This is a genomic window from Paenibacillus radicis (ex Xue et al. 2023) (assembly GCF_024722015.1).
Taxonomy (GTDB): Bacteria; Bacillota; Bacilli; order Paenibacillales; family NBRC-103111; genus Paenibacillus_S.
Window position 1 is genome coordinate 16,480 of record NZ_JANQBD010000021.1, and the last position, 20,601, is coordinate 37,080.

At 44.6% G+C, this 20,601-nt stretch carries 19 protein-coding genes; 11 read left to right on the forward strand and 8 right to left on the reverse strand.

The window, feature by feature from the left end; genetic code table 11:
- Positions 1-17: 17 nt before the first annotated feature.
- Positions 18-1,460 carry a bifunctional metallophosphatase/5'-nucleotidase gene (locus tag NV381_RS25765; RefSeq protein WP_258216169.1) on the forward strand — a complete coding sequence of 481 codons (1,443 nt, stop codon included), beginning with the start codon at positions 18-20 and terminating at the stop codon, positions 1,458-1,460.
- 102 nt (positions 1,461-1,562) lie between these two features.
- On the opposite strand, the gene NV381_RS25770 is transcribed toward NV381_RS25765, so the two are convergent.
- Positions 1,563-2,378 carry an undecaprenyl-diphosphate phosphatase gene (locus NV381_RS25770; RefSeq protein ID WP_258216170.1) on the reverse strand — a complete coding sequence of 272 codons (816 nt, stop codon included), beginning with the start codon at positions 2,376-2,378 and terminating at the stop codon, positions 1,563-1,565.
- 378 nt (positions 2,379-2,756) lie between these two features.
- Here NV381_RS25770 and NV381_RS25775 point away from each other — a divergent pair, with 378 nt between their 5' ends.
- From NV381_RS25775 to ytvI, 3 genes are all read left to right on the forward strand, one after another.
- Positions 2,757-3,854 (forward strand): HD-GYP domain-containing protein, encoded by a 1,098-nt coding sequence (locus NV381_RS25775; protein WP_258216171.1) that lies wholly within the window; start codon positions 2,757-2,759, stop codon positions 3,852-3,854.
- Between the two features lie 180 nt (positions 3,855-4,034).
- Positions 4,035-5,171, forward strand: coding sequence for a radical SAM/CxCxxxxC motif protein YfkAB (gene yfkAB, locus NV381_RS25780; RefSeq protein ID WP_258216172.1), 1,137 nt, complete (start codon positions 4,035-4,037; stop codon positions 5,169-5,171).
- A gap of 25 nt (positions 5,172-5,196) precedes the next feature.
- Positions 5,197-6,243, forward strand: a complete 1,047-nt coding sequence (ytvI, locus tag NV381_RS25785; protein ID WP_258216173.1) for a sporulation integral membrane protein YtvI — start codon at positions 5,197-5,199, stop codon at positions 6,241-6,243.
- Between the two features lie 828 nt (positions 6,244-7,071).
- On the opposite strand, the gene NV381_RS25790 is transcribed toward ytvI, so the two are convergent.
- Positions 7,072-8,088, reverse strand: a complete 1,017-nt coding sequence (locus NV381_RS25790) for a S66 family peptidase (RefSeq protein WP_258216174.1) — start codon at positions 8,086-8,088, stop codon at positions 7,072-7,074.
- Between the two features lie 269 nt (positions 8,089-8,357).
- Between NV381_RS25790 and NV381_RS25795 the strand changes: the two genes are divergently transcribed.
- The 4 genes from NV381_RS25795 (at position 8,358) to NV381_RS25810 (ending at position 10,628) form a co-directional block, all read left to right on the forward strand.
- Positions 8,358-8,564 (forward strand): spore coat associated protein CotJA, encoded by a 207-nt coding sequence (locus tag NV381_RS25795; RefSeq protein WP_258216175.1) that lies wholly within the window; start codon positions 8,358-8,360, stop codon positions 8,562-8,564.
- A gap of 19 nt (positions 8,565-8,583) precedes the next feature.
- Positions 8,584-8,847 (forward strand): spore coat protein CotJB, encoded by a 264-nt coding sequence (locus NV381_RS25800; protein ID WP_258216176.1) that lies wholly within the window; start codon positions 8,584-8,586, stop codon positions 8,845-8,847.
- A gap of 47 nt (positions 8,848-8,894) precedes the next feature.
- Positions 8,895-9,464: a manganese catalase family protein gene (locus NV381_RS25805; protein ID WP_258216177.1), complete on the forward strand. Its 570-nt coding sequence runs from the start codon at positions 8,895-8,897 to the stop codon at positions 9,462-9,464.
- Positions 9,465-9,896: 432 nt separating this feature from the next.
- Positions 9,897-10,628 (forward strand): copper amine oxidase N-terminal domain-containing protein, encoded by a 732-nt coding sequence (locus NV381_RS25810; protein WP_258216178.1) that lies wholly within the window; start codon positions 9,897-9,899, stop codon positions 10,626-10,628.
- A gap of 417 nt (positions 10,629-11,045) precedes the next feature.
- Here the strand turns inward: NV381_RS25810 and NV381_RS25815 are convergent, their stop codons facing one another.
- Positions 11,046-11,468, reverse strand: a complete 423-nt coding sequence (locus NV381_RS25815; RefSeq protein ID WP_258216179.1) for a DUF6526 family protein — start codon at positions 11,466-11,468, stop codon at positions 11,046-11,048.
- Between the two features lie 232 nt (positions 11,469-11,700).
- On the opposite strand from NV381_RS25815, the gene NV381_RS25820 reads away from it, so the two are divergent.
- The gene (locus NV381_RS25820) at positions 11,701-12,345 is read left to right on the forward strand and encodes an HAD hydrolase-like protein (RefSeq protein WP_258216277.1); all 645 of its coding nucleotides are present in this window, start codon (positions 11,701-11,703) and stop codon (positions 12,343-12,345) included.
- Positions 12,346-12,930: 585 nt separating this feature from the next.
- Here the strand turns inward: NV381_RS25820 and NV381_RS25825 are convergent.
- The 5 genes from NV381_RS25825 to NV381_RS25845 form a co-directional block, all read right to left on the reverse strand.
- Positions 12,931-14,040 carry a YheC/YheD family protein gene (locus NV381_RS25825; RefSeq protein WP_258216180.1) on the reverse strand — a complete coding sequence of 370 codons (1,110 nt, stop codon included), beginning with the start codon at positions 14,038-14,040 and terminating at the stop codon, positions 12,931-12,933.
- 35 nt (positions 14,041-14,075) lie between these two features.
- On the reverse strand, positions 14,076-15,248 hold the full coding sequence (locus NV381_RS25830; RefSeq protein ID WP_258216181.1) for a YheC/YheD family protein: 1,173 nt from the start codon (positions 15,246-15,248) through the stop codon (positions 14,076-14,078).
- Positions 15,249-16,619, reverse strand: a complete 1,371-nt coding sequence (locus NV381_RS25835) for a YheC/YheD family protein (protein ID WP_258216182.1) — start codon at positions 16,617-16,619, stop codon at positions 15,249-15,251.
- A gap of 162 nt (positions 16,620-16,781) precedes the next feature.
- On the reverse strand, positions 16,782-17,984 hold the full coding sequence (locus NV381_RS25840) for a YheC/YheD family protein (protein ID WP_258216183.1): 1,203 nt from the start codon (positions 17,982-17,984) through the stop codon (positions 16,782-16,784).
- A gap of 17 nt (positions 17,985-18,001) precedes the next feature.
- Complete coding sequence (locus tag NV381_RS25845; RefSeq protein ID WP_258216184.1) at positions 18,002-19,369, reverse strand: YheC/YheD family protein; 1,368 nt, start codon at positions 19,367-19,369, stop codon at positions 18,002-18,004.
- A 175-nt stretch (positions 19,370-19,544) separates the two neighbouring features.
- Between NV381_RS25845 and NV381_RS25850 the strand changes: the two genes are divergently transcribed.
- Positions 19,545-19,883, forward strand: coding sequence for a YlbF family regulator (locus NV381_RS25850; RefSeq protein WP_258216185.1), 339 nt, complete (start codon positions 19,545-19,547; stop codon positions 19,881-19,883).
- A gap of 39 nt (positions 19,884-19,922) precedes the next feature.
- Complete coding sequence (locus tag NV381_RS25855) at positions 19,923-20,579, forward strand: pentapeptide repeat-containing protein (protein ID WP_258216186.1); 657 nt, start codon at positions 19,923-19,925, stop codon at positions 20,577-20,579.
- Positions 20,580-20,601: the final 22 nt, after the last annotated feature.

Here is a 20,601-nt window from a genome sequence, read left to right on the forward strand (position 1 = left end):
AAAGGAGGGTGGCGGAAATGACCTCACCACTGCTGCGGCTTCGAATCCTTCATACTAATGATATTCACAGCCATTTTGAACAGATGCCGTCTATAGCAGCCGCCTTCCATGAGCTTCGAGCCTCCGCTGGAGCCGAGCATACATTGACGCTCGATATTGGAGACCATATGGATCGTATGCGGCCCCAAACGGAAGGCAGCAGCGGCTCTGCGAATTTGGCAGTTATGAATGAAACCGGCTATGAGGCAGTAGCGCTTGGCAACAACGAAGGATTGACGTTTACCAAAGAAGCTTTGAATGACATATACAGCTCTAAGGCGAATTTCAAAGTGTTATGCAGTAATTTGCTGGATTCGGAGACAGGGAAGGTGCCGTCCTGGGGAGTCCCTTATCATATCGTGGAGAAAGGTGGCATCCGGATCGGGCTTATCGGTGTCACTGCCTATTTCACTGACTTTTACACACTTTTGGGCTGGGATATCCAAGAGCCAATCCGGGCTACGGCTAATCTGGTTCGAGAGCTTCGAGCTCAAGTGGATTTGATCGTAGTATTATCACACCTTGGTTTGCGAAATGATGAAAAAATGGCAGCAGAAATTCCCGAAATTGATATTATTCTGGGCGGTCATACCCACCATTTGTTAGAAATTCCACAGAGGATAGGGAATACCGTAGTATGCGCTGCCGGTAAGTTCGGTCAATATTTTGGCGTGGTGGATGTGCATATCGATGCTTTTACGCGGAAGCCCGTTACGATTGAAGGCTATGTAAGAAGAACTGATGATTATGCAGAGTCTGGGGATGACCAGGTAAAGGCTGTAATTGAGCGGTATGAAGCAAGCTCCAATCAAGTCCTCTCGCGCGAAGTTGCCTATTTGCAGCAGCCTTTGGCTGCGGAGTGGTATAAGGAAGCGCCGCTTGGGAATCTGTTAGCCGAAGGCTTGCGCAAGAGAGTTGGGGTCGATATTGGCATAGTAAACGCAGGGCAGTTTCTGGAAGGCTTAGCGAATGGCCCCGTTACAGTAGGGCGGCTGCTGGAAATATGCCCATCCCCGATTAATCCGTGCTTGATGCTGCTTTCCGGCGAGAACATTTTGCAAGCTTTGGAAGAATCCCTGCTTCCAGAATTTCAGGAGAAGCTGCTCTATGGCTTCGGATTTCGTGGAAAGGTGCTTGGGATGTTGAATGTAGACGGCTTGAGAATAGAGTATGACTTGAACGCTCCGGCCTATGCAAAAATCAAGCGGGTATGGATTGGCTCTGAGCTCTTAGCGGTTGAAAAGGAATACCAGGTCGCTACTATCGATATGTTTACGTTTGGCGTGGGGTACCATTCTTTATCCAAAGGCAGAGGAGTTCAGTATTTTCTACCTGAGTTTTTGCGGGACATCATGCGAACTGAACTTCAGGATTCTGAGGCCATTCAGCAGAGCAATGTCCAGCGTTGGTTTGGAGTTTAATGAACACTAACTGTACACAAAAAAATGACATTCAAACTGTTCTCAGTTCGAATGTCATTTTTTGTAAACCGATCATTTTGTACTCTAAAAGGAAATTTCGTCCTATAGTATAAAGAAATAAAGTGCAAATAAGATGGCAACGGCGAAGCGATAGTAAGCAAAGTAAGTTAGTTTAATACTTGAAACGAGCTTGATAAAGGTGACAACCGCAAGTAAAGCTACAATGAAGGATACAATGAAGCCAACGGCGAAAAAGCCGGCAATATCCATGGTGAACATACTGTATGATTTCAAGATCGATAACCCTGAAGCCGCGAACATAAGAGGAACTGCCATAATGAAGGTGAAATCCGCTGAGGCGCCTCTGGTGACACCGGATAGCATGCCCCCGGCAATCGTTGCACCCGAACGGGAAAAGCCTGGCCAAATAACGGACAATATTTGATACAGTCCAATATAAAACGCCTGCCGGTAAGTAATATCGTCCAGCTCGACCGCTGTTTTTGGTGCTCTTGATTTTTCAGCTACAATAAGGAGAATACCGCCGACCACTAAACTGATTACAACCATTTTTGGATTGAACAAATATTTGTCAACCACTTTATTCAGTAGAAGTCCTACAACACCCGCTGGTACTATACCAATTAGGATATGGATCAGGTTGAGCTTCTTTTTGCCGACCCGGGCAGGATCCTTTTTTAAACCAAACAAACGAAGAATTCGATTCCAATACAATACTACGATCGCCATAATGGCCCCAAGCTGGATTACGATCTCAAATATTTTCAACATTTCATTATCTTCCGGAATTCCCAGAAGCGCTTGCGTCAGAATCATATGTCCTGTTGAAGATACAGGTAAAAATTCAGTAAGTCCCTCCACAACACCTAAGACGATCGAAATCCAGTAACTTAACATAAAAGCCTCCCAGTTGTTTTGTACAAACCACCTTCTATTTTAGCTTGTTATGGAATGGCACACAACTCTTTGTTTAGTGTTTAGAAAAACTTAATACTTTCAAGCTGGCTTTTAGGTAACCTATGATTCAAAAGTCCCAAAACCAGTCCTATTCCAATTTGTCTGAAACCAAGGTTAATTATGAGGCACAAAGTAGTTGCAAAGTAACGTATTACTGAACTTTTTAGAAGCTGCTGCTTGTGCATGAAGCCTTATTTTAAGTGTGGGGGCTAAAAAATATGTCGAAATTTGGAATTATGTATTGCTCTTTTTACTTGAATCCAGTACATTTATGCTAGATAATGTGAACTTCTGAAGAAAGAAGACGTGGTTGTACATATGCGTTTGCTACCTCTGAGCATGGTTCGCCCTGGAATGAAGCTGGGGAAGAAGATTTACAACGAAGAAGGGTTAGTCCTTCTGGGGGAACAGGTCGAATTAACTCAAACTTTAATTAATAGATTAGGTAAACATGGAGTCGATTTTCTTTATATAGCAGATCCACGGACAGACGATATTATCATTCCTGAAATTTTGAGTGATGGCACAAGGCTGAGAGCCATATCGGAAATTCGTACGTCCTTTCGCAAGCTGATGGATGATTCCATGAAGCGCAAATCGGTCGGATTTGTCCAGATGGGCAGAGCATTCCGCGATGTCATGAATTTGATCATTGATGATTTGAGCGGTCATAAGGATGCCATGATTATGCTGACGAATATGAGTGTTATGGATGATTATTTGTTTCAGCATTCATTGAATGTGTGTATTTATTCGACGATGCTTGGGATGGCGCATGGCTATAATCGCGATGAATTAATGACTTTAGGGCTTGGATCTCTGCTTCACGATATCGGCAAAACTCAGATTCCAATCGAGCTGCTGCGCAAAAATGCCAAGCTTACCGATGATGAGTTTTCCTGTATTAAAAAGCATGCTGAATACGGCTACTATCTGCTTAAGGACGAGCCGAATATTCCGCTTTTGGCGGCACATTGCGCGTTCCAGCATCACGAACGGCTAAACGGGAGCGGATATCCGCGTGGTATTGAGGGCACGGCTATTCACGATTATGCTCGCTGGATAGGCTTGGTAGACTCTTACGATGCCATGACTACCCACAGGGTATATCGAAAAGCGATGCTGCCGCATCAAGCGATGGAAATTATTTTTGCCGGCACAGAAACATTGTATGATAAAAGTAAAATTGAGCTGTTCCGCGATAAAATTGCGATTTATCCGATTGGACTAACGGTAACGCTCAATACAGGCGAATCTGGCATTGTGGTCGGTTTGAACAAGCTCGTCCCACAGAGGCCGATTGTTCGCGTGCTGACGGATGAGGACGGGCAGGAGTCCCAAGCACCGCAGGATGTAGATTTATCGAAGAGGCTGTCGTTAATGATTACAGGAGTTAATGAAATTGAATCTGCTTGAGACCCCTATTACCCAAATCAATCGCCGCTAACAGCCTTCATTGGATGTTGAGCGGCGATTGTATTTTTATTTCATTTATGATTATGTTGGAAAAAATGGTTTTGGTTACATTTTCATTTTTAAGCATCATAGGATACAATAGATGGTAAAATAATTAATGAGTCAGGTGTGAAATACAAGATGATACATAAATTGAATCCCGAGGTTTCTGCCATTACACCTCAGAATGACCCCTGGGATCCGATCCGTTCCCTTCATAGGCATGGCAAGCATATTTTAACCAGCGTTGAACTGACTGTAACCAATCTGTGCAATATGCGTTGTGAGCATTGCGCGGTTGGGGAGACGCTAACAATGACAGAAGGTCCGAAAATTCCACTGTCCAAAGTGCTTCAGCAGCTGGATCAGGTGGAGCATCTCGAAACCATTAGTATTACAGGTGGAGAACCAAGCTACCACGCGGCAACGGTGCGGGATTACATCGTTCCCATTCTTAAATATGCCCGCAGCCGAGGGATTAGATCTCAGCTTAATTCAAATTTGACATTGGATTTGGCCCGGTATGAACTGATAGCTCCTTATTTGGACGTTATGCATATTTCATTTAATTATACATCGGCTGATGACTTCCATCAGGTTGGGTTCGTCCGGTCAAGCCATCCTGTTAAGCAGCAAACGTCAGGAAAGCTATATGAACGAATGATAGAGAATACGGTTGCCTTAAGCCGTGGAGGGATGCTGATCTCAGCTGAATCCATGATCAATTACCGTACGCATGACAAACTGTCCGATATACACCGTCTTATTGTGGAGATGGGCTGCAAACGACATGAGGTTCATCCTATGTATCCGAGCTCGTTTGCTTCTAATTTGCCTGTTCTGTCACTGGACCAATTCAGGGCATCGATTAACAAGCTTTTGGACGAGCGGGACCCCAGCATTTGGTTGTTGTTTGGAACACTGCCTTTTTATGCCTGCAGCATGCTGGGAGAAGATCAAAGTTTGCTCCGAAGACTCCGTGGTGAACCTAATGTAACTGTACGCAACGATCCGGATGGACGTAATCGTCTGAATGTGAATCTGTTCACAGGGGATGTGTATGTGACTGACTTTTCGGATGTTCCTGCACTGGGTAATATCCATGCAGATACACTTGAACAAGTATTTGCACGCTGGGAAGCGCATCCGCTTCATGGTTCCGTCAATTGCCATTGTCCGGCGGTTCAATGCTGCGGACCTAATCTGTTGGTTGTAGATTCATATTACAAGGATGTCGATTTTACAACACGCAAAGCAACTGAAGAGTCGGCGTCTTAAAATAGTTAAGGGGGTCTGCCGATTCATGTCTCTTAGGACAATACTATTTTGTGCCATTGGCGTGGTACTGATTTATGGGATGTTCACCATTGGTTTTCCATTTCTAATGGCATTGGTGATCGCGATTTTTCTGGAGCGTCTGATTCAGGGGCTCATGAAATATGCCCATTTCGGCAGGGGGCTGTCAGCGGCTACTGTATGTACTTTATTTACAGCAGCCATGCTGGGTTTCTTTTATCTAGTCGGATTTAAGATAGTGTCGGAGCTAATCCAATTCTGGAAAGATGCTCCCGACTATCTGAATAATGCACAGAGATTTCTAGATGACACATCGGAGAAGACCAGAATCTTTTACAGCACACTTCCGTCAGGGCTTGCCGAGCAGTTACAAAGTCTGGTGGAGACTGGAGTTAATACGGTTACGGAAAATATTAAAGACATTGTAACTGCGGTATCCGGCTATTTCCTAGGAGTTGCAAAGACGATACCGAATTTATTCGTATTTTTTGTTGTGTTTGTGATTGGCTTGTATTTGATTTCTTATGGTTTGCCCATGCTTAGAAAATCCTTCCTGCAGTTATTTGAGAACAAATCGCAGGCTAAGGTTATCAGTGTGCTGGCTGATCTGCGGCGTGCGCTTCTTGGGTTTATGTTTGCACAGCTTCTAATCAGCTTGCTTACCTATATCGTTACATTAATTGGTTTGCTGTTCTTGAGAGTTGAGTACCCTCTGGCGGTAGCATTGCTGATAGTTGTCGTTGATTTGCTGCCGGTTCTAGGTACGAGCGCTGTTTTGGTGCCGTGGGCTTTATATTGTATGCTGGTGGGCAATGTGTTTCTAGGTGTTGGACTTTTGATTTTACTTGTGATCATTATGCTGTTCCGAAGACTGATTGAACCCAAAATTATCGGAAATGCCGTTGGAATCAATGCGTTGGCAGCGCTCATGAGCATGTATTTAGGCTTTAAGCTGGTCGGTGTAGTAGGGTTGTTTCTCGGACCTGTACTGATAATTGTGTATCAAGCGCTGCGCCGCGTAGGGCTTCTGCAAATCAATATTAAGCTGGATTAAAGCATGTTTAAAATACATAAGATTTGGTGGATATATTTACCAGATGTACTCTTTTCAGGTGCAATAAACGTATTTACATGATAATTGACCTATTTAGGAAAAAGGGGGTGTCCCAAAAGTCATTTTGAGACACCCCCTCCACCATTTTATCCTGAATAGATGGTTGCAAAAGAGCCCTCAATTCCACTTTAATAGCTGAAGGCTTTTTTGCATATTCTTGTGTATTCTTAGTGAGGAATAAGATGAGGTCACTTTCCAGCGCGTACTCATCGCGGGTATCGGGTTCGTGGTTCGGTTACGGCATTGCATGGTAGTCTGGCGCACTCCGTGCAATTATCAGGAAAATGTCAAGTTAGTTACTCCGAAAATAGCGTTCCAAGTCTTACAGCTGGAATTCCTCATGCTAATTCTACGTATTTTGGCTGATATCCACCATTTCACCTATATTAGAGTTAGTTTTTCCAGTTAGATTGATTTCAGGCGATATCCACGCTGGATTAGCGTTACAATTTCCATCTATTTTCTTTCCTTCGGCAGCGGCCCCTACAAATCATGGTCTCCTCTAGATTGAAAGCAGTCTTTGAACATCGCTTCTCGCCCCATCACTTAAGTAACATCCAAAAAGCGGCCGGACTCATTTTTCGGTTTTCGAACCCCCAATCTGATAGGAATTTCCCTACAAAAAAGACGCTTCCATTTTCCGCTTACATGGTGGTTTTGGAGGCGTCTTTGTACATAGTTTGGGACGGATTCATTCACTGATACCCTTTTGGGACAGCCTCTTATAGGGGTACCCCTTGAACTATTGCAGTTACAACAATAAGGTCGCTATGGATTAAAAAATTGCATGACAGACCCTTTGCCATTTTCTATTTCTATTTCTGCATATGCCCCATTAATGAGCGTCATTTGTGGAGGAACATGACCGCAATCCATATCGTAGATAACTGGTATTTGAAGCTCCTCGGAAAGCTCCTTATAAATATCTTCAACTGTATAATTATCAACAGGCTGATTGGCATTGCTTCTACCGAACATAAGACCTGAACAATTTTCAAACCATCCTGCTAATTTCATTTGAACTAATGATCTGCGCAAATCTGTTGTCGTCAGCTCACAATTTTCTAAATACCACAATATGGATTCATTATGAATAAATTGTTGTTGGAAATGCCGCACATCGCCATATTGTGTGCCAATCAAATGTCTTATCACATCGATACATCCTCCGAGCAAACGACCCTTTATTTTCACATCCATATTTGAAACAGCTTTCCAATATGTTGGTTCCGTTAAATGGAAGACGCATGGCGAAGGAGCCGTGTAATCCCACTCCTTTTGATACTTTAGTGAAGAATGCTGGAGGATTGACTCACCAGTTTTAGTTGATAAGACAGCTTGCCACATCGCTGTGGTGTGATCCGAATATTCTCCTCTTAAATCCATAAGATTCGTTCCATGAGCAGTCGCTATGCCTGTCTTTATCGTGATTGCCATTAACAATACACTTGTATCTGAATACCCTAGTATCCATTTGCTCTTTAAATTTTCAAAATCAATATCTTCAAGGATCTCAATTAACAACTCTCCACCCCAAGGAGGAATGATCATATTAATCTTATCATCACACATCATAGCATTGAACTCTTTAGCCCGTATTTTGGCAGGTGATGATTTAGCCTTTTCTTGAGTCCAAGCAGTATCTCCACAAATGACATTGAATCCTTTGGTCTGGATACGGCTGCATGAAAGTTTAAGCAAATCATGCAGCTCAGCTTTTACCCCGGATGAGGGCGCTGTTACTCCTATTGTTGCTCCTTCTTCTAAAATCGGATAAATGATCATACGTCTCGTCTCCCCCCACCGATACTCTTATAAGCCTGTATGAACATTATAACAATTGCGGCACTGACAAGCATTTTATAGAGTCAAATAGATATAATACCGGGTCTTTTTTGACGATCATTGATATACCCTTTCACTAATATGTTTTTCAATTTCTACTCATAAAGGACGAGATAACCAGATAAGTATGTATAAATAGCAGTTCCTTATCCCCCCAAATGCAAGCTGTTGAAGCAAGTCCCGCTAAAGCTCTAAGGAGGTTATCAGCCATGTTGCCGTCTCAAGAAAAAGTATGGTATCCGTTTATTGGTCCGTTCGACCCCTGTCCACCCATCAGAATGAAAACGTATAGTACACCTCCACAATTGTACATTCAATTTCAGCCAATGAATTTGCCTCAATTTTCTCCGATGGAAGCATTAAAACTAGGTACGCTATGGCCTATGCTATACAGCCCGTACGATTCAAAATGTTAATTTGAAAGGAGCTGGTTTCATGGAACAACAGTTGCCTGAGCAGTACTATACGAAGCTGCAAGAGCTGCAGGCGGTTGACTTTGTTTTAGTCGAGTTGACTTTATATTTGGATACCCATCCGACCGACGTTCAAGCTCTTAAACAATACAATCAATGCGCTCATACTAGGATGAAGCTCGCGCATGAGTTTGAATCGGCATTCGGCCCTTTGCAGAGCTATGGACGAAGTTATTCCCGACATCCGTGGCAGTGGGTTGAAACACCTTGGCCATGGCAGGTATAAATCCGTTAGACGATGCAGATTGCTAGCGAAGGGAGAGGAGCAAAAGCATGTGGATTTATGAGAAAAAGCTGCAATATCCAGTAAGAGTCAGCAAATGTGATCCAAGGATGGCTAAGCTGTTAATGGAGCAGTACGGAGGGGCTGACGGAGAGCTTGCAGCTGCACTTCGTTATATGAATCAACGCTATTCGATCCCTAATAAAGTGGTTGGATTATTGACGGATATCTCGACTGAGGAATTTGCCCACCTTGAGATGATAGCGACTATGGTCTATAAGCTCACAAAAGACGCGACTATGGAGCAGCTGAAGGCTGCCGGAATGGATGATTACTACGCTGCCCATGATAGGGCATTGTTCTACAACAATGCTTCCGGAGTACCATGGACAGCTGCATACATTCAAGCCAAGGGAGACCCAATAGCGGACTTGTACGAGGACATAGCTGCGGAGGAGAAGGCAAGGGCTACATATCAGTGGTTGATCGACTTGACGGATGATGTGGATTTGCAGGATGGCCTTAAATTTTTGCGGGAAAGGGAGATTATTCATTCGCTGCGCTTTCGTGAGGCGGTAGAGATATTGAAATCGGAGCAGGATGTGAAGAAGGTGTTTTAAAGATCAAAGGTTGTGTGGCTGATGACGAGAGATTTGTATGAAAGTAGATATGAAGCTGATTTGCTATTGATAAAGCCCTCATTCTTCATGAATTGAGGGCTTTTATTTGGCTAAATACTATTGCTGAGCAGGTGTAAAAGCTAGGCTAACCTCTTTTTTAGCTTGAAGGTTCTGGAGCTATTCATGGAAGACAAGGCACTGATAAATGTCATGCTTCTAACATTCTTGGAGTTACAATGTGAGAATCGTATCGGAAGCTACTCCTTAAGTTAAGTATATTAAAAGTAAAAAGGAATGCGGTTGTGCAAAGCAACCTCATTCCTTTAACAATTTAGTGGTGAGATATTGTTCTTATAGTTACAGTGATGATTTAATTAGAATATAATAAAGATGATCTAGGTAGATAGATTTTTAATAAGCAGGAGGATTTGTATGAAAAAGTTTTTTGTCGGTCTAATTTTTGGCTTGCTTATATCTATTTGTAACATTGCGTATGCTTCGGAAACTATTAAAGCTATTTTATTTCCTGTTAAATATACGTTTAATGGCCAAGAACGAGCGCTTCCATCGAATTACAAAACGTTAAATATCGATGGGGACACTTATGTGCCGACACGTTTTTTAGTTGATAATATGGGTTCCAATATTGCGTATGATGAATCGGACAAAACAATTAACGTGCAATTTCCATCGTTTTTAGAAGTTAAATCGGATGTACACTCAAATAAAGAAAACGATATATTTAACCTGTTCCTGTTTTCAGAGAAAGCATCCTATAAGAAGAATGAATTTATGAATATTCGAGCAGATTTACGGTACAAGGGTGACTCAAATCTCGCTCTTGAGTATTCTGGTAAATTTATGGGTTTCTATATCGAGGATCAGAAAGGAAACCGGTCAGATTTAGGAGGAACATTAGCTCTCTTTCCTTTAACAGTAAAGCCCGGGGATGAATACCATCGAATCTTCCCTCAGTGGCTGCAGCAGCAATATAATTTTGACTATCATAATCCTGACAATAAAATTAATGATACGCGATTGCTTCCTACCAACCTTCCGGCCGGCACTTACAAAATCGGGGTAGAAGCCCGTTACATCCTCAATCATGCTTATCAAGATACCAAAACATTAAGGACAGAGATCGAGATTACTATAGAAAATTAAAGTTGTCCCCAGAACAAAAGATTGAATCTACAGGCGCTATGTGAAAGCCAAAAAGCCCCAATCGTCATTTTGATGACAGGGAGCTTTTATATGTAGCAAGGTTGTGGCTAGGGGATTCGTTGTATTATTTGCCGATAAGCCCAGCAAGGATACCAATGTCGATAGCCACAAATGTGTATAGCATTTTTTTGATGTATCGGTTGCAGTAAAGCTCGTTTAAAAAGAAGAACATAAGTAGGCCCCCTTAAAAAAGTTTCAATAAACTATACATTCTACATGGCTGTTGCAAACTCTCTATTTGGTGATGTGGTAAATGGTGCCATTGCAAAGATTGGAACAATTTGAACGAAAAAAAGACCGCCATACCTATCCAATCAAGTATGATTGAATAGGTACGACGGTTTTTTGTGTATGTTTTCAAAGCCGATTATGATCAGCACGCCAGCTGTTAATGGCTTTTTTGATGTCGTCTGGCTTCATATTATTTTCTGCCGCTTTACGAGACAATTGAGGAAATTCCTTATCGCTTGCAAATCTTAGAGCTATGATTTGGCCTATCGTTAGTCTGGAGTCGTGAGGCATACCGGTAAGAATGAAATGCCGCAGGTTCTCCTCGGCGCGAATAGCGCGGTCCTGTGCCCTTAACCCATAGCCTCGGACTTTAAGAAACAAGATCAGCAGCGCAAGAGCTATTGCAAGGAAAAGCAAGCCTTCAAAAACTTTGCCTGATGCAATTAAAAACCAGATGGAGCCAATTAGAATAAGCAGACATAGAAAAGACAGGACATAATGATAAGGCGGATCCATCTTGCGGTGATTGCTGTAATTTTGCTGCTGCATAAATTGGCAGTCCTCCTAAAGGGATGAGATGATTTCTTAAATTTATTATGTCATTTGCATTCAGCGGGGGCAACAGAAAAAAGACTTTGAGCTGATCTATTTGTTAATCTATCCGTGTTTGTGAGGTACAAGTCCTGTTTGACAATACTAGAGAATCATGGTTGTATAGAACGTGATTAGTCAAATTGGGAGGGATCAGGGTTTGTTACCAACATTTCAAAAGCCGGAAGCCATGATATTTGATTTGGACGGAACATTATTTCAAACGGAAACGCTTCTTTTGCCAGCCTATCATGCAACGTTCGATCAGCTGCGTTCAGAGAAGCTTTATAGCGGCGATACACCGCCGGAAAGTGTGATTCTAGGCAGCCTGGGAATGCTGCTTGAGCATATTTGGCAGAAGGTAATGCCTGATTCAGATGAAGTCGTACATAGGCGTGCTGATGTTCTGCTATTGGACTACCAGTTGAACGGTTTAGCTGGCGGAGAAGGAGTCTTGTACGAAGGTGTGGCGGAAACCTTAACTGCGCTCCATCAGCAAGGCGTTCGATTGTTTGTCGCAAGTAACGGCCTGGAGTCTTATGTAAAAGAGGTCGTAGCACATAAAAGCATTGGTCCGTTGTTCGAAGGGCTGTACAGTGCGGGTGAGTTTCAAACGCGCTCCAAGGTTGATCTAGTCAGGATGCTGCTGGACACCTACGGTATCCGTTCAGCCTGGATGGTTGGCGATCGCTCCTCTGATGTGGAAGCCGGACTGAAGAATGGCTTGACAGTTATCGGCTGCGATTACGCTGATTTCAAAAGCGGTGGAGAATTAGAGGATGCTCATGTTCGAATCAAACAATTTAGCCAGCTTTTGGAACTGATTGAACGTTAAAAGGGGCACCAAACGAACAGAAGGTTTAAGTAATAAACCTGGACAACCCGCGTGGGGTTCGACCGATCGCCATGTAACGCTACAACGTGGGTTTGGGATCTAAGCGAGTACCGTAGACTTCTGATGTTACAAGGGATAAACGGCTGCAAAGTACCATAGCGGAGCTGAAAGTTCCGTTATTAGTTCCATCTTGCTTAATTTGAGATGATAGCGGAAGCTGCAATTCCGTTATTAGGGTGATTGCGAGCCTTTTTATGCCCAAAATGAAGAGATAACGGAACTAAAGCTTCCTGTAATTCTTCAGTTTTGGGTATTATCTGGAAATAGCGGAAAAACTCTTCCGTTATTCTCCCGAACCTTGAATCACGAATCCCGAACCTCGAATCACAGATACTACATTTAAGATTAAACATATTCAGGTCCATACAGAACCCCGATGCTGTTGATCTCACAGTAAAAGTCGGTTAAGCATGGATTTAATTCGGGTTTTAGAAATTAGACTACGGACGAATCATACTAAGAACCTAACCAAACGAAAAGAGCTCCTTCACGTGTTCCAATTACACGGAGGGGGCTCTTCTATATTCATTGTTCCTTACTATCTGACGGTTTTTTCTTAAACAGCCAAAGGGCGTACTCCAGAGGACGGACAATGGCATTGCGGTAAATTTCACGCTCGCCTATCCGATAAAAGACTTCCCGCGATGGTTTCGGGTTAACCTCCAAAAGCCACACCTTGCCACTAGGATCAACCGCCAGGTCAATGCCTATCTCACATTGGATTCCGAATTTTTCTTCGGTGAAATGGGCAACCTTCATCCCTAGCTCATAGGCATCATTTTTAATGGCATTGATCTTGGTCTGATCGGCAAAACGTCTCTTAAGGAGCGCTTCCATAGGAATGGCGGAGCCACCCCCATGAAGGTTTGAGGTGACCGAATTTTTCGGTCCCACCCGACCGGCGCAACCGGTGATTTGCCATTGGCCCTTGCCATTTTTTTGCACCAGCATACGGAAATCATGGACGCGTCCATCCTTCAATGTAAGAGGAATACCTTGCTGAACGATATAACGTCCTTCCAGCTTCCAACCGCTTAACCTTGCAGATATTTGGTTTGCATTGACCTTCTGGGCGTTTATGATTCTTCTCTGAGGGTCACGTCCCTGGAGAATGAATAATGAATCACTCATGCTCTGAAGTCGAACGATTCCACGTCCTCCGGTACCATTGCGAGGTTTTAAAAACACGCGCCGGTGCTGCTTCAAAAATTTGATTAACTCTTTATCCCCATTGTAGCGGACGGTTGCCGGAAGATGAGCGGCAATCTCCGGTTTTTCCGATAAAATTTGATACATAGTCCATTTGTTAGCCAAAGGTTTACTCAGGTAACGAAGCTTGCTGTTCTGGGAACGGAATTTACTGATTTTGTGAAAATTGTCGATCCCATGGTAGCGGCAGCGGTCATAGATCAGACCAGGAAACGGTATCCATTTGCGGCGCCATTGCTGAGTAGGAGAATGAAAGAACAGAGCATTGATTTTATTCATGGATTCGTCCAAATCGTCGGGAGTAAATACAAGCACTTCAATCCCAAGCTTTTGCCCGTGTACACTCAATTTGCGAAAGAAGGAAAGCTCTTCGAGCTTTCTTCCAGGCAAATACATGGCCAAAACACCTAATTGATAAATGCTCATCACTTGTCACCTGCTTATCTTGCTTTATGGTCAGTCTAATTGGCAGCTTTTTTCTTGGCGCGAACAGCAGACCGTACTTCTTTTCTAGGGGATAGCTTAGATAAATGGATACAGTATCGGATCAGGTTATCCAGTGATCTTCTACGGATATGGGGTTCATCGAATTTCATCGGCTTGGAGTTGGCTTCGAAAAACCAGATCTGGCCCGTAGTATCTACTCCTAAATCCAGGGACATTTCACCCAGCGAGGTTCCGCTTGCTTTCTCAATCTGTTTGGCGAGAATCAAAGCCGTCTGCTTGGTACGGTTCAAAATTTTCTTGCTAGTAAGCGATCCGAAGCCTGCTTCAAGCAGCTTGGAGGGGTCATCAATGGACCCTCCCCGGGGGACATGTGTCGTTATGCTGGACTTGCCTGCAAGCCGAGCTCCAACTCCGGCAACGGTCCACAGCCCCTTGCTGTTTTTCTGTACGAGAACACGAAGATCAAATGGACGCTGTTTGTAATTCGATAGCGCAATACCCTGCTGCATGATATAGTCCTTCGATCCTACCATTTGCCTTATTTGCGTCCAGAGCTGAGGGACATTCGTATAGCGCGAAATGTGGCTCTTGGTTTTTTCCTGTATGCTCAATTGATATTTACGTGATTTGGCTTGTTTATCCGAAAGCCTGCTAACCTTCATAATGCCTTTCCCGGCCTTGCCCTTGACCGGCTTTAAATAAAGGTTGGAATGCTTTTGCAAAAGCTGCTCCAGATCATCTCCGGAAGTCAGCTTTTGTGTTGTTGGAATGAAAGTTTGTGTTTCCTTGGATTTGTTCAGCCATTCGAACAGAGTCCATTTATTAAAAAATGAAGGATTGAAGAAGCGAATTTGCCCATGTCTCATACAGGTTTGAATGATTTGCTGCACATCGGGGAGCAGCTCGAATTTCCGATAAGGAATACGGTTATAAACGACATGCGGTAGGGGCTGCTGCCCTCTTTTCCACGATTTAGTCTGAAAATTATAAGAGTATCCTAACATAGTTTGATCGGTGAGCTTGAAATCAGCGGTAGTTACGACATAAACAGTAACGCCTCTTTCTTCACCGACGCGGATTAAATCGACAAAATTTTCTTTATTTCCTCTAAAAACCCGTGTTTCGTCGGAATAAGTGAGAATGGCCAGTGTAGGCCGTTGCGGCTTTTGGTGTAAGAGTGGTTCCATTTAGGAATCCCTCCTTGCTCGAAATCGACTGAGGTATAAGCAGTAGTCGTAAACATATTGCAAAGCTGCTTTACCTTCTCCTTTAAGGGCGGGATGTTTGAATATAGATCTTCCTGGTTTGGAGTTCGCTTCGAACATCCATATGCGCTCATTTTGGTCGATTCCAATATCAAAGCCAAGCTCACCCAAAAGATGTTTGCCATTTCGTTCAATGGCTTCAGCAAGTTTAATTGCGGTTTCCTTCGCATTGCTTAATACTTGATCTGCTCTGGAGCCAAAAATTTGCCGCAGCACCTGGTCTGGCGTCATCAATTGTCCACCGGAGCGGACATGTGTCGTTACACTGCCTTTCCCGGCTTTTTTGGCGCCGATTCCAGCTACTACCCAGTTGTTATTGATGTTTTTAGTCAGATGGAAGCGGAAATCGATAGGGCAGCTGTCAAGCTCAATCAAGCGAATTCCCTGCTGAGCTACATAATGGTTAAGGCGTCCATTGCTGCGGTTTAACAAGGACATCAACGATTCGAACTTGCTGAAACGGAGCAGAACATTTTTGCCGGAACGACGGAAACGGGCATAGTAGCCGCGTTTGGGGTTGTAGGTCAGTCGGTAAATGCCAATTCCCAGGCTTCCTCCTGTAGGCTTGAGATAAATAAACTTGTGTCTATCGAGCATCTCCTTGATCTGGCTGGAGGAGGGGTTGATATGCGATTCTGGCACATAGCGAAAAGCATCGCTGCCTTCGAGTAAATTATAAACATCCCATTTATCAAAGAAAGCCCAGTTAAAAAGCGGAATATTTTTTCGTACAAACCGCTGTTTGAATGCATTCATGGAAGCCAGCTTTTCCGCTTTGCGGCTGGGCAGCCGATTATATACAACATCGGGTAACGGTACCGTTTTGCGATACCATCCGCCACCCTCTCTGCGCTGAAAGGTTCCTGTAACCGTCTGCTGGGACCAGTTCACGTCGCGTGGGGAAAAGCCAAAGTAGTACGATTTCTCAGCCCCTACCCGCATAAATTGCCGGATAAATTCGGTTCTTGAGCCGAATGGAGCCGAAGTGCTTCCATTGACGCTTGTAAGAACCCCGATCAATGGACCGATTCGGATGTCCTTGCCGTTGTGGCACACTATCGTACTTGTACCCAGATAAGGGATATGCAGTTGAGACATGATAGATAGCGGCACATGTAGATGATTCCCGGTTTTTTTCAGTAAACGCAGGCCTGCGGTGACACTTTTGCTGCCCAGGTGCAGGGTTACGGATTTAGTCTTTGACAGCTTGAGGGATCTCGCCAATTCACTGGTCAAGTAGATGACTCTTTCCTGTCTCTGCGTCACATGAATCGTGCAAGTGGTCAAACTCATGGTTTTCCTCCTATGAGTTTCGCTTCAGCGAAACTGGCTTCGTAAGCATGTGCTAAGCTTTTCGCTAGAAAAGCTGGTATCGTAAGCGTAAACTGAGCTTTTCGTTAAAAAAGCAGTTAGAAAGAGCTTTTTTGGTTGAACCGGACTGAGCCTATCATAAAACTACTCCTTCACAGCCCGCTGATGAGCATTTTGAAGTAAGTAGCGAGCATAACGGATTGGATGAGTTAAAGCTTTAATGCGTGCATGGTTATCCTGAAGATAAGTAAAGATGGAACGGCCTGGCTTGGAATTAACTTCCAAGATCCATATTTTTCCTTCGACATCGATACCGAAGTCAATACCTAACTCGGCTAGCCGCCCGTGATACTTCTCCAGTGCTTCAGGTATTAATAACGAAAGCTCGTGAAGCTTGCTCACGATGCTGCTTGCTATATCGGGATCGAATTGGCGGGTCAGGAACGGAACCGCTAATTCTACGATGCCGCCGCCGTGAAGATTCGAGGTCAAGCTGCCGTCTTGACCTCGGCGAACTGCCATGCCGGTCACCTGCCAGAGGCCGGCGCCGTTCTTTTGCACAAGCGAGCGTACGTCGTACGCATCGCCGGTGCGGGTCTGCAGCAGCAAGTACTGCTGCAGCAGGTAGCTTCGCTGCGCCGTGAAGCGGCGCAGCCAGCGCAGCAGCGCGGGCGCGTCAGCGAAGCTGCGCCCGACATGGCGGTTGTGCGCGTCGCGTCCGCGCACGGTGAACGCGGGCGCCGCGGCAGGCGCGGACGCCCCTGCTTGGGCCGCGGCGCCGGCCCTTGCCTGCGCGTCAGCAGCGCCGGTACCGCAGCGCTGCACGAGCAGCACCCCGCGGCCCTGCGAGCCGCTCTGCGGCTTGAGCAGCACTTCGTCGTCTGCGCGCAGCCAGTCAGCGACCGAGCGCAAGCTGCGCATCGCTTCGGTCCTCGGCAGGTAGCTGTTGAAGCGGCCGTCCTGCTCAAGCATGTGCTGCACCTCCCATTTGCCTCTTAGGCCATAGCCTAAGAAAAGAACAGACCTGTGCTGCTCCCGAAGTCTGCGGACAGCGGTACGATGTTCGTTGTACTGCTGCCGGTTGGTGAAGAAGCAGCGGTCATACACAACGTTTGGAAATGAGGAATACCGGGATAGCCATTGATTTGTTGTGGAATCGTAAGCGTAGCCTCTCACTTTCCCTGTGAGCCAGTCAATGGATTGAGGTGAAAACACAAAAACCGTAAATCCGGCATGGCTGCCGGCCAAAGTTAGTCGGCGGTAAAAGCCGCGGTTTAAGAAAGGCGGATTTCCTTCGATTTGCGTGGTCATGATGCCCAATGCGTAAGGAGACGACGATGTCATCATGAGATCACCTCAATCATTTAAAATTTGGCTACGTAACGGGAGTATTGAATAAGCTGCTTGACGGAAGGACGCAGCTTGTTCTCACCTGTTAGCTGAGTGTTATCATCCTTGGATGGTTTGGAATTGACTTCTATCAGCCACACACGCCCTTGCATATCCAAAGCCAGATCTACGCCTAATTCGGCAAAATGTCCTTGAATTTGTGTTTCAATGCCTTTGGCAATTGCGATTGCCGCCCGCCGTAATTTAACCGCTCCCCCGGAGCTTGCGGTAGAATTGGAACGTGCCAAAGCTTCTTTAACCGTAGACAAAGTGCCGCCTCTGGCTAAATTAGATACAAAGTGATGACTTCCGGCGATTCGGGCTACAATGGAAGTGATGCTCCACTGTCCCTGCTCATCGCGCTGCACTAACGCTCTAAAGTCTACCGGCCGATCCCCGACAGAAATAAGGGAAAGACCTTGCTGAATCTGATAGCGCTGCTGCTTGATTTTACCGGATAGGGCTGCACACATCTGGCTTAGATTTCCATAAGACTGTTTACGGACGCCGCCAAGATTGGTAAAATGACAAGTAAATGAGTTGTCAGCCTGCCGTTTAATTCGAATGATCCCTTTCCCGAGGCTTCCTGTAATGGGCTTTAAAAACACAGTGGGATACTTGGTGCACATCGATTTCAATGTCTGCAAATTTTTCAGCAGGTAGGACTCCGGAAGATATATTTGGAGACTATTTTCTTTACGCAGCGCATCGAATACTTCAGTTTTGTTCAAGTATTTTTCATTGAATAAAGCTGAATGATACTGTGTTTTGGCATGCCGAAGAAATTGCTGAACATTGGAGCGGTTTTCCAGCTTACGAGAGGTCAGCCGGTTATAGATGACATGGGGCAACGGAAATGCTCGTTTTACCCATCTGCCTGCATAATGCCAGCCTTTGACCGTATCGCCTTGCCCGCTAAGATCATCAGGAGTAACGTAGTACACAGCTGCGCCGTACAATTTACAAGCTTCATCCAGTTCTCGGCAAAATGTAGTTATGGCTCCAAAAGGTCTATCCGGTTTACCCGAATATGCACGACTGATCATAACGCCAATTAACGGCCCGATGTGAAGCGCACGGCTCGTTGGTTTATACTGAAGGCACAGTGAACTGCCGGTTGACAATCCCCATTTGGCTGCTATGGAGTCGTTGATCCGAAGGACGCCTGCTTGCTGAATGGGAACGACCTTCACCTCATGTTTAGCGGAACCAAAGCGTAGTGCAAGCGTTGTGTTTGTAGGTATTTTCCATTGCTTCACCAACGCATCGCTAAGCATAATGACTCGATCGTCCGAGTACATGCCGGCATGTTGAACCTGAATCTTGACCTTCGTTCTTTTCACTCTTGCAACTCCTTCCCAGCGCCGACTTGCATGAATCATCAAGTGAACTACTTCATCATATGAGGGCGTTTTACCCTTTGTGAAAAGAAACTGGCGAAACGTCCATGAAAAGCAAGTTAGCTCATCCGTCTATTTTTCATTGTCTATTAAATCATTTAAAAGGAGAGAATTACCCATGAATATGTATGACAAAGCTTATGAGTTGGCTAGAGCGCTTCGCGAAAGCAGCGAGCTTAAGGAGATCAAGGAAATTAATGAGCTGATTAAAGGTGATGCGGACAGCAAAAGAATGCTCGATGACTTTCGTCAACGCCAAACGGAGCTGCAGCAAAAAATGATGTCCGGAGAAATGCCGTCCCAAGAAGAGATGCAAAAGATGGAGAAGCTGTATGAAGTCATTAATTTAAATCCGTCGCTTCGCCGTTTATTTGATGCTGAGCGCCGGTTGGGCGTTATTATGGAGGATGTTCAGCGGATCATTTCCGAACCTCTGCAGGATGTAATGAAGTCGTAATCGGTAGGATGATCTCACTTTCGAGAGGGAGGCTCCCTCATGACCAATAAGAAAAAAAGCTTGAAAATAGAATTACCCAAAATCCCAACAGGCTTGTCCAATATCGAGATTCCGGAATTTGGTGTGCAATCGAATGACTATTTCAACATGGGTATAATCGCGGATTGCAGCATGGATAATCAAAATGCAAATAAAGTTTCCTTTGAGAAGATCATTTTTCAAAATGTAACTTTTACACAAACATCGTTGAAGGACCTTGAGCTTACCGATGTCATTTTTGAAAAATGCGATTTGTCCAATGCGGACTTCAGTGATTCAACCCTGCATCGGACGGAATTTAGAAATTGTAAAATAGTCGGGTTAGATTTTACGACGGCGACTTTAAGAAATGTGCTCTTTCATAGCTGTTTCGGTGATTACGCAACCTTCCGCTTTGCCAACCTAAGACAGGTTGACTTCCAGGGCTGTTCGTTATGCAAAGCAGATTTTTACAACTCTACTTTGCAGAAGGTTTACTTGAATAGCTCGAATATCGATCAAGCACAATTCTCGGGGACGAAGCTGGAAGGCATTGATATAAGTGATTGCAGGTTTACAGGATTAGGTGTGGAGGTTGAGGATTTGAGGGGCTGCATCATCTCACGGGAACAAGCCTCTTTATTTGCAAATATTTTCGGTCTTGTCATTAAAGAGTGAAAACAAAATAGGCTGGGGATAC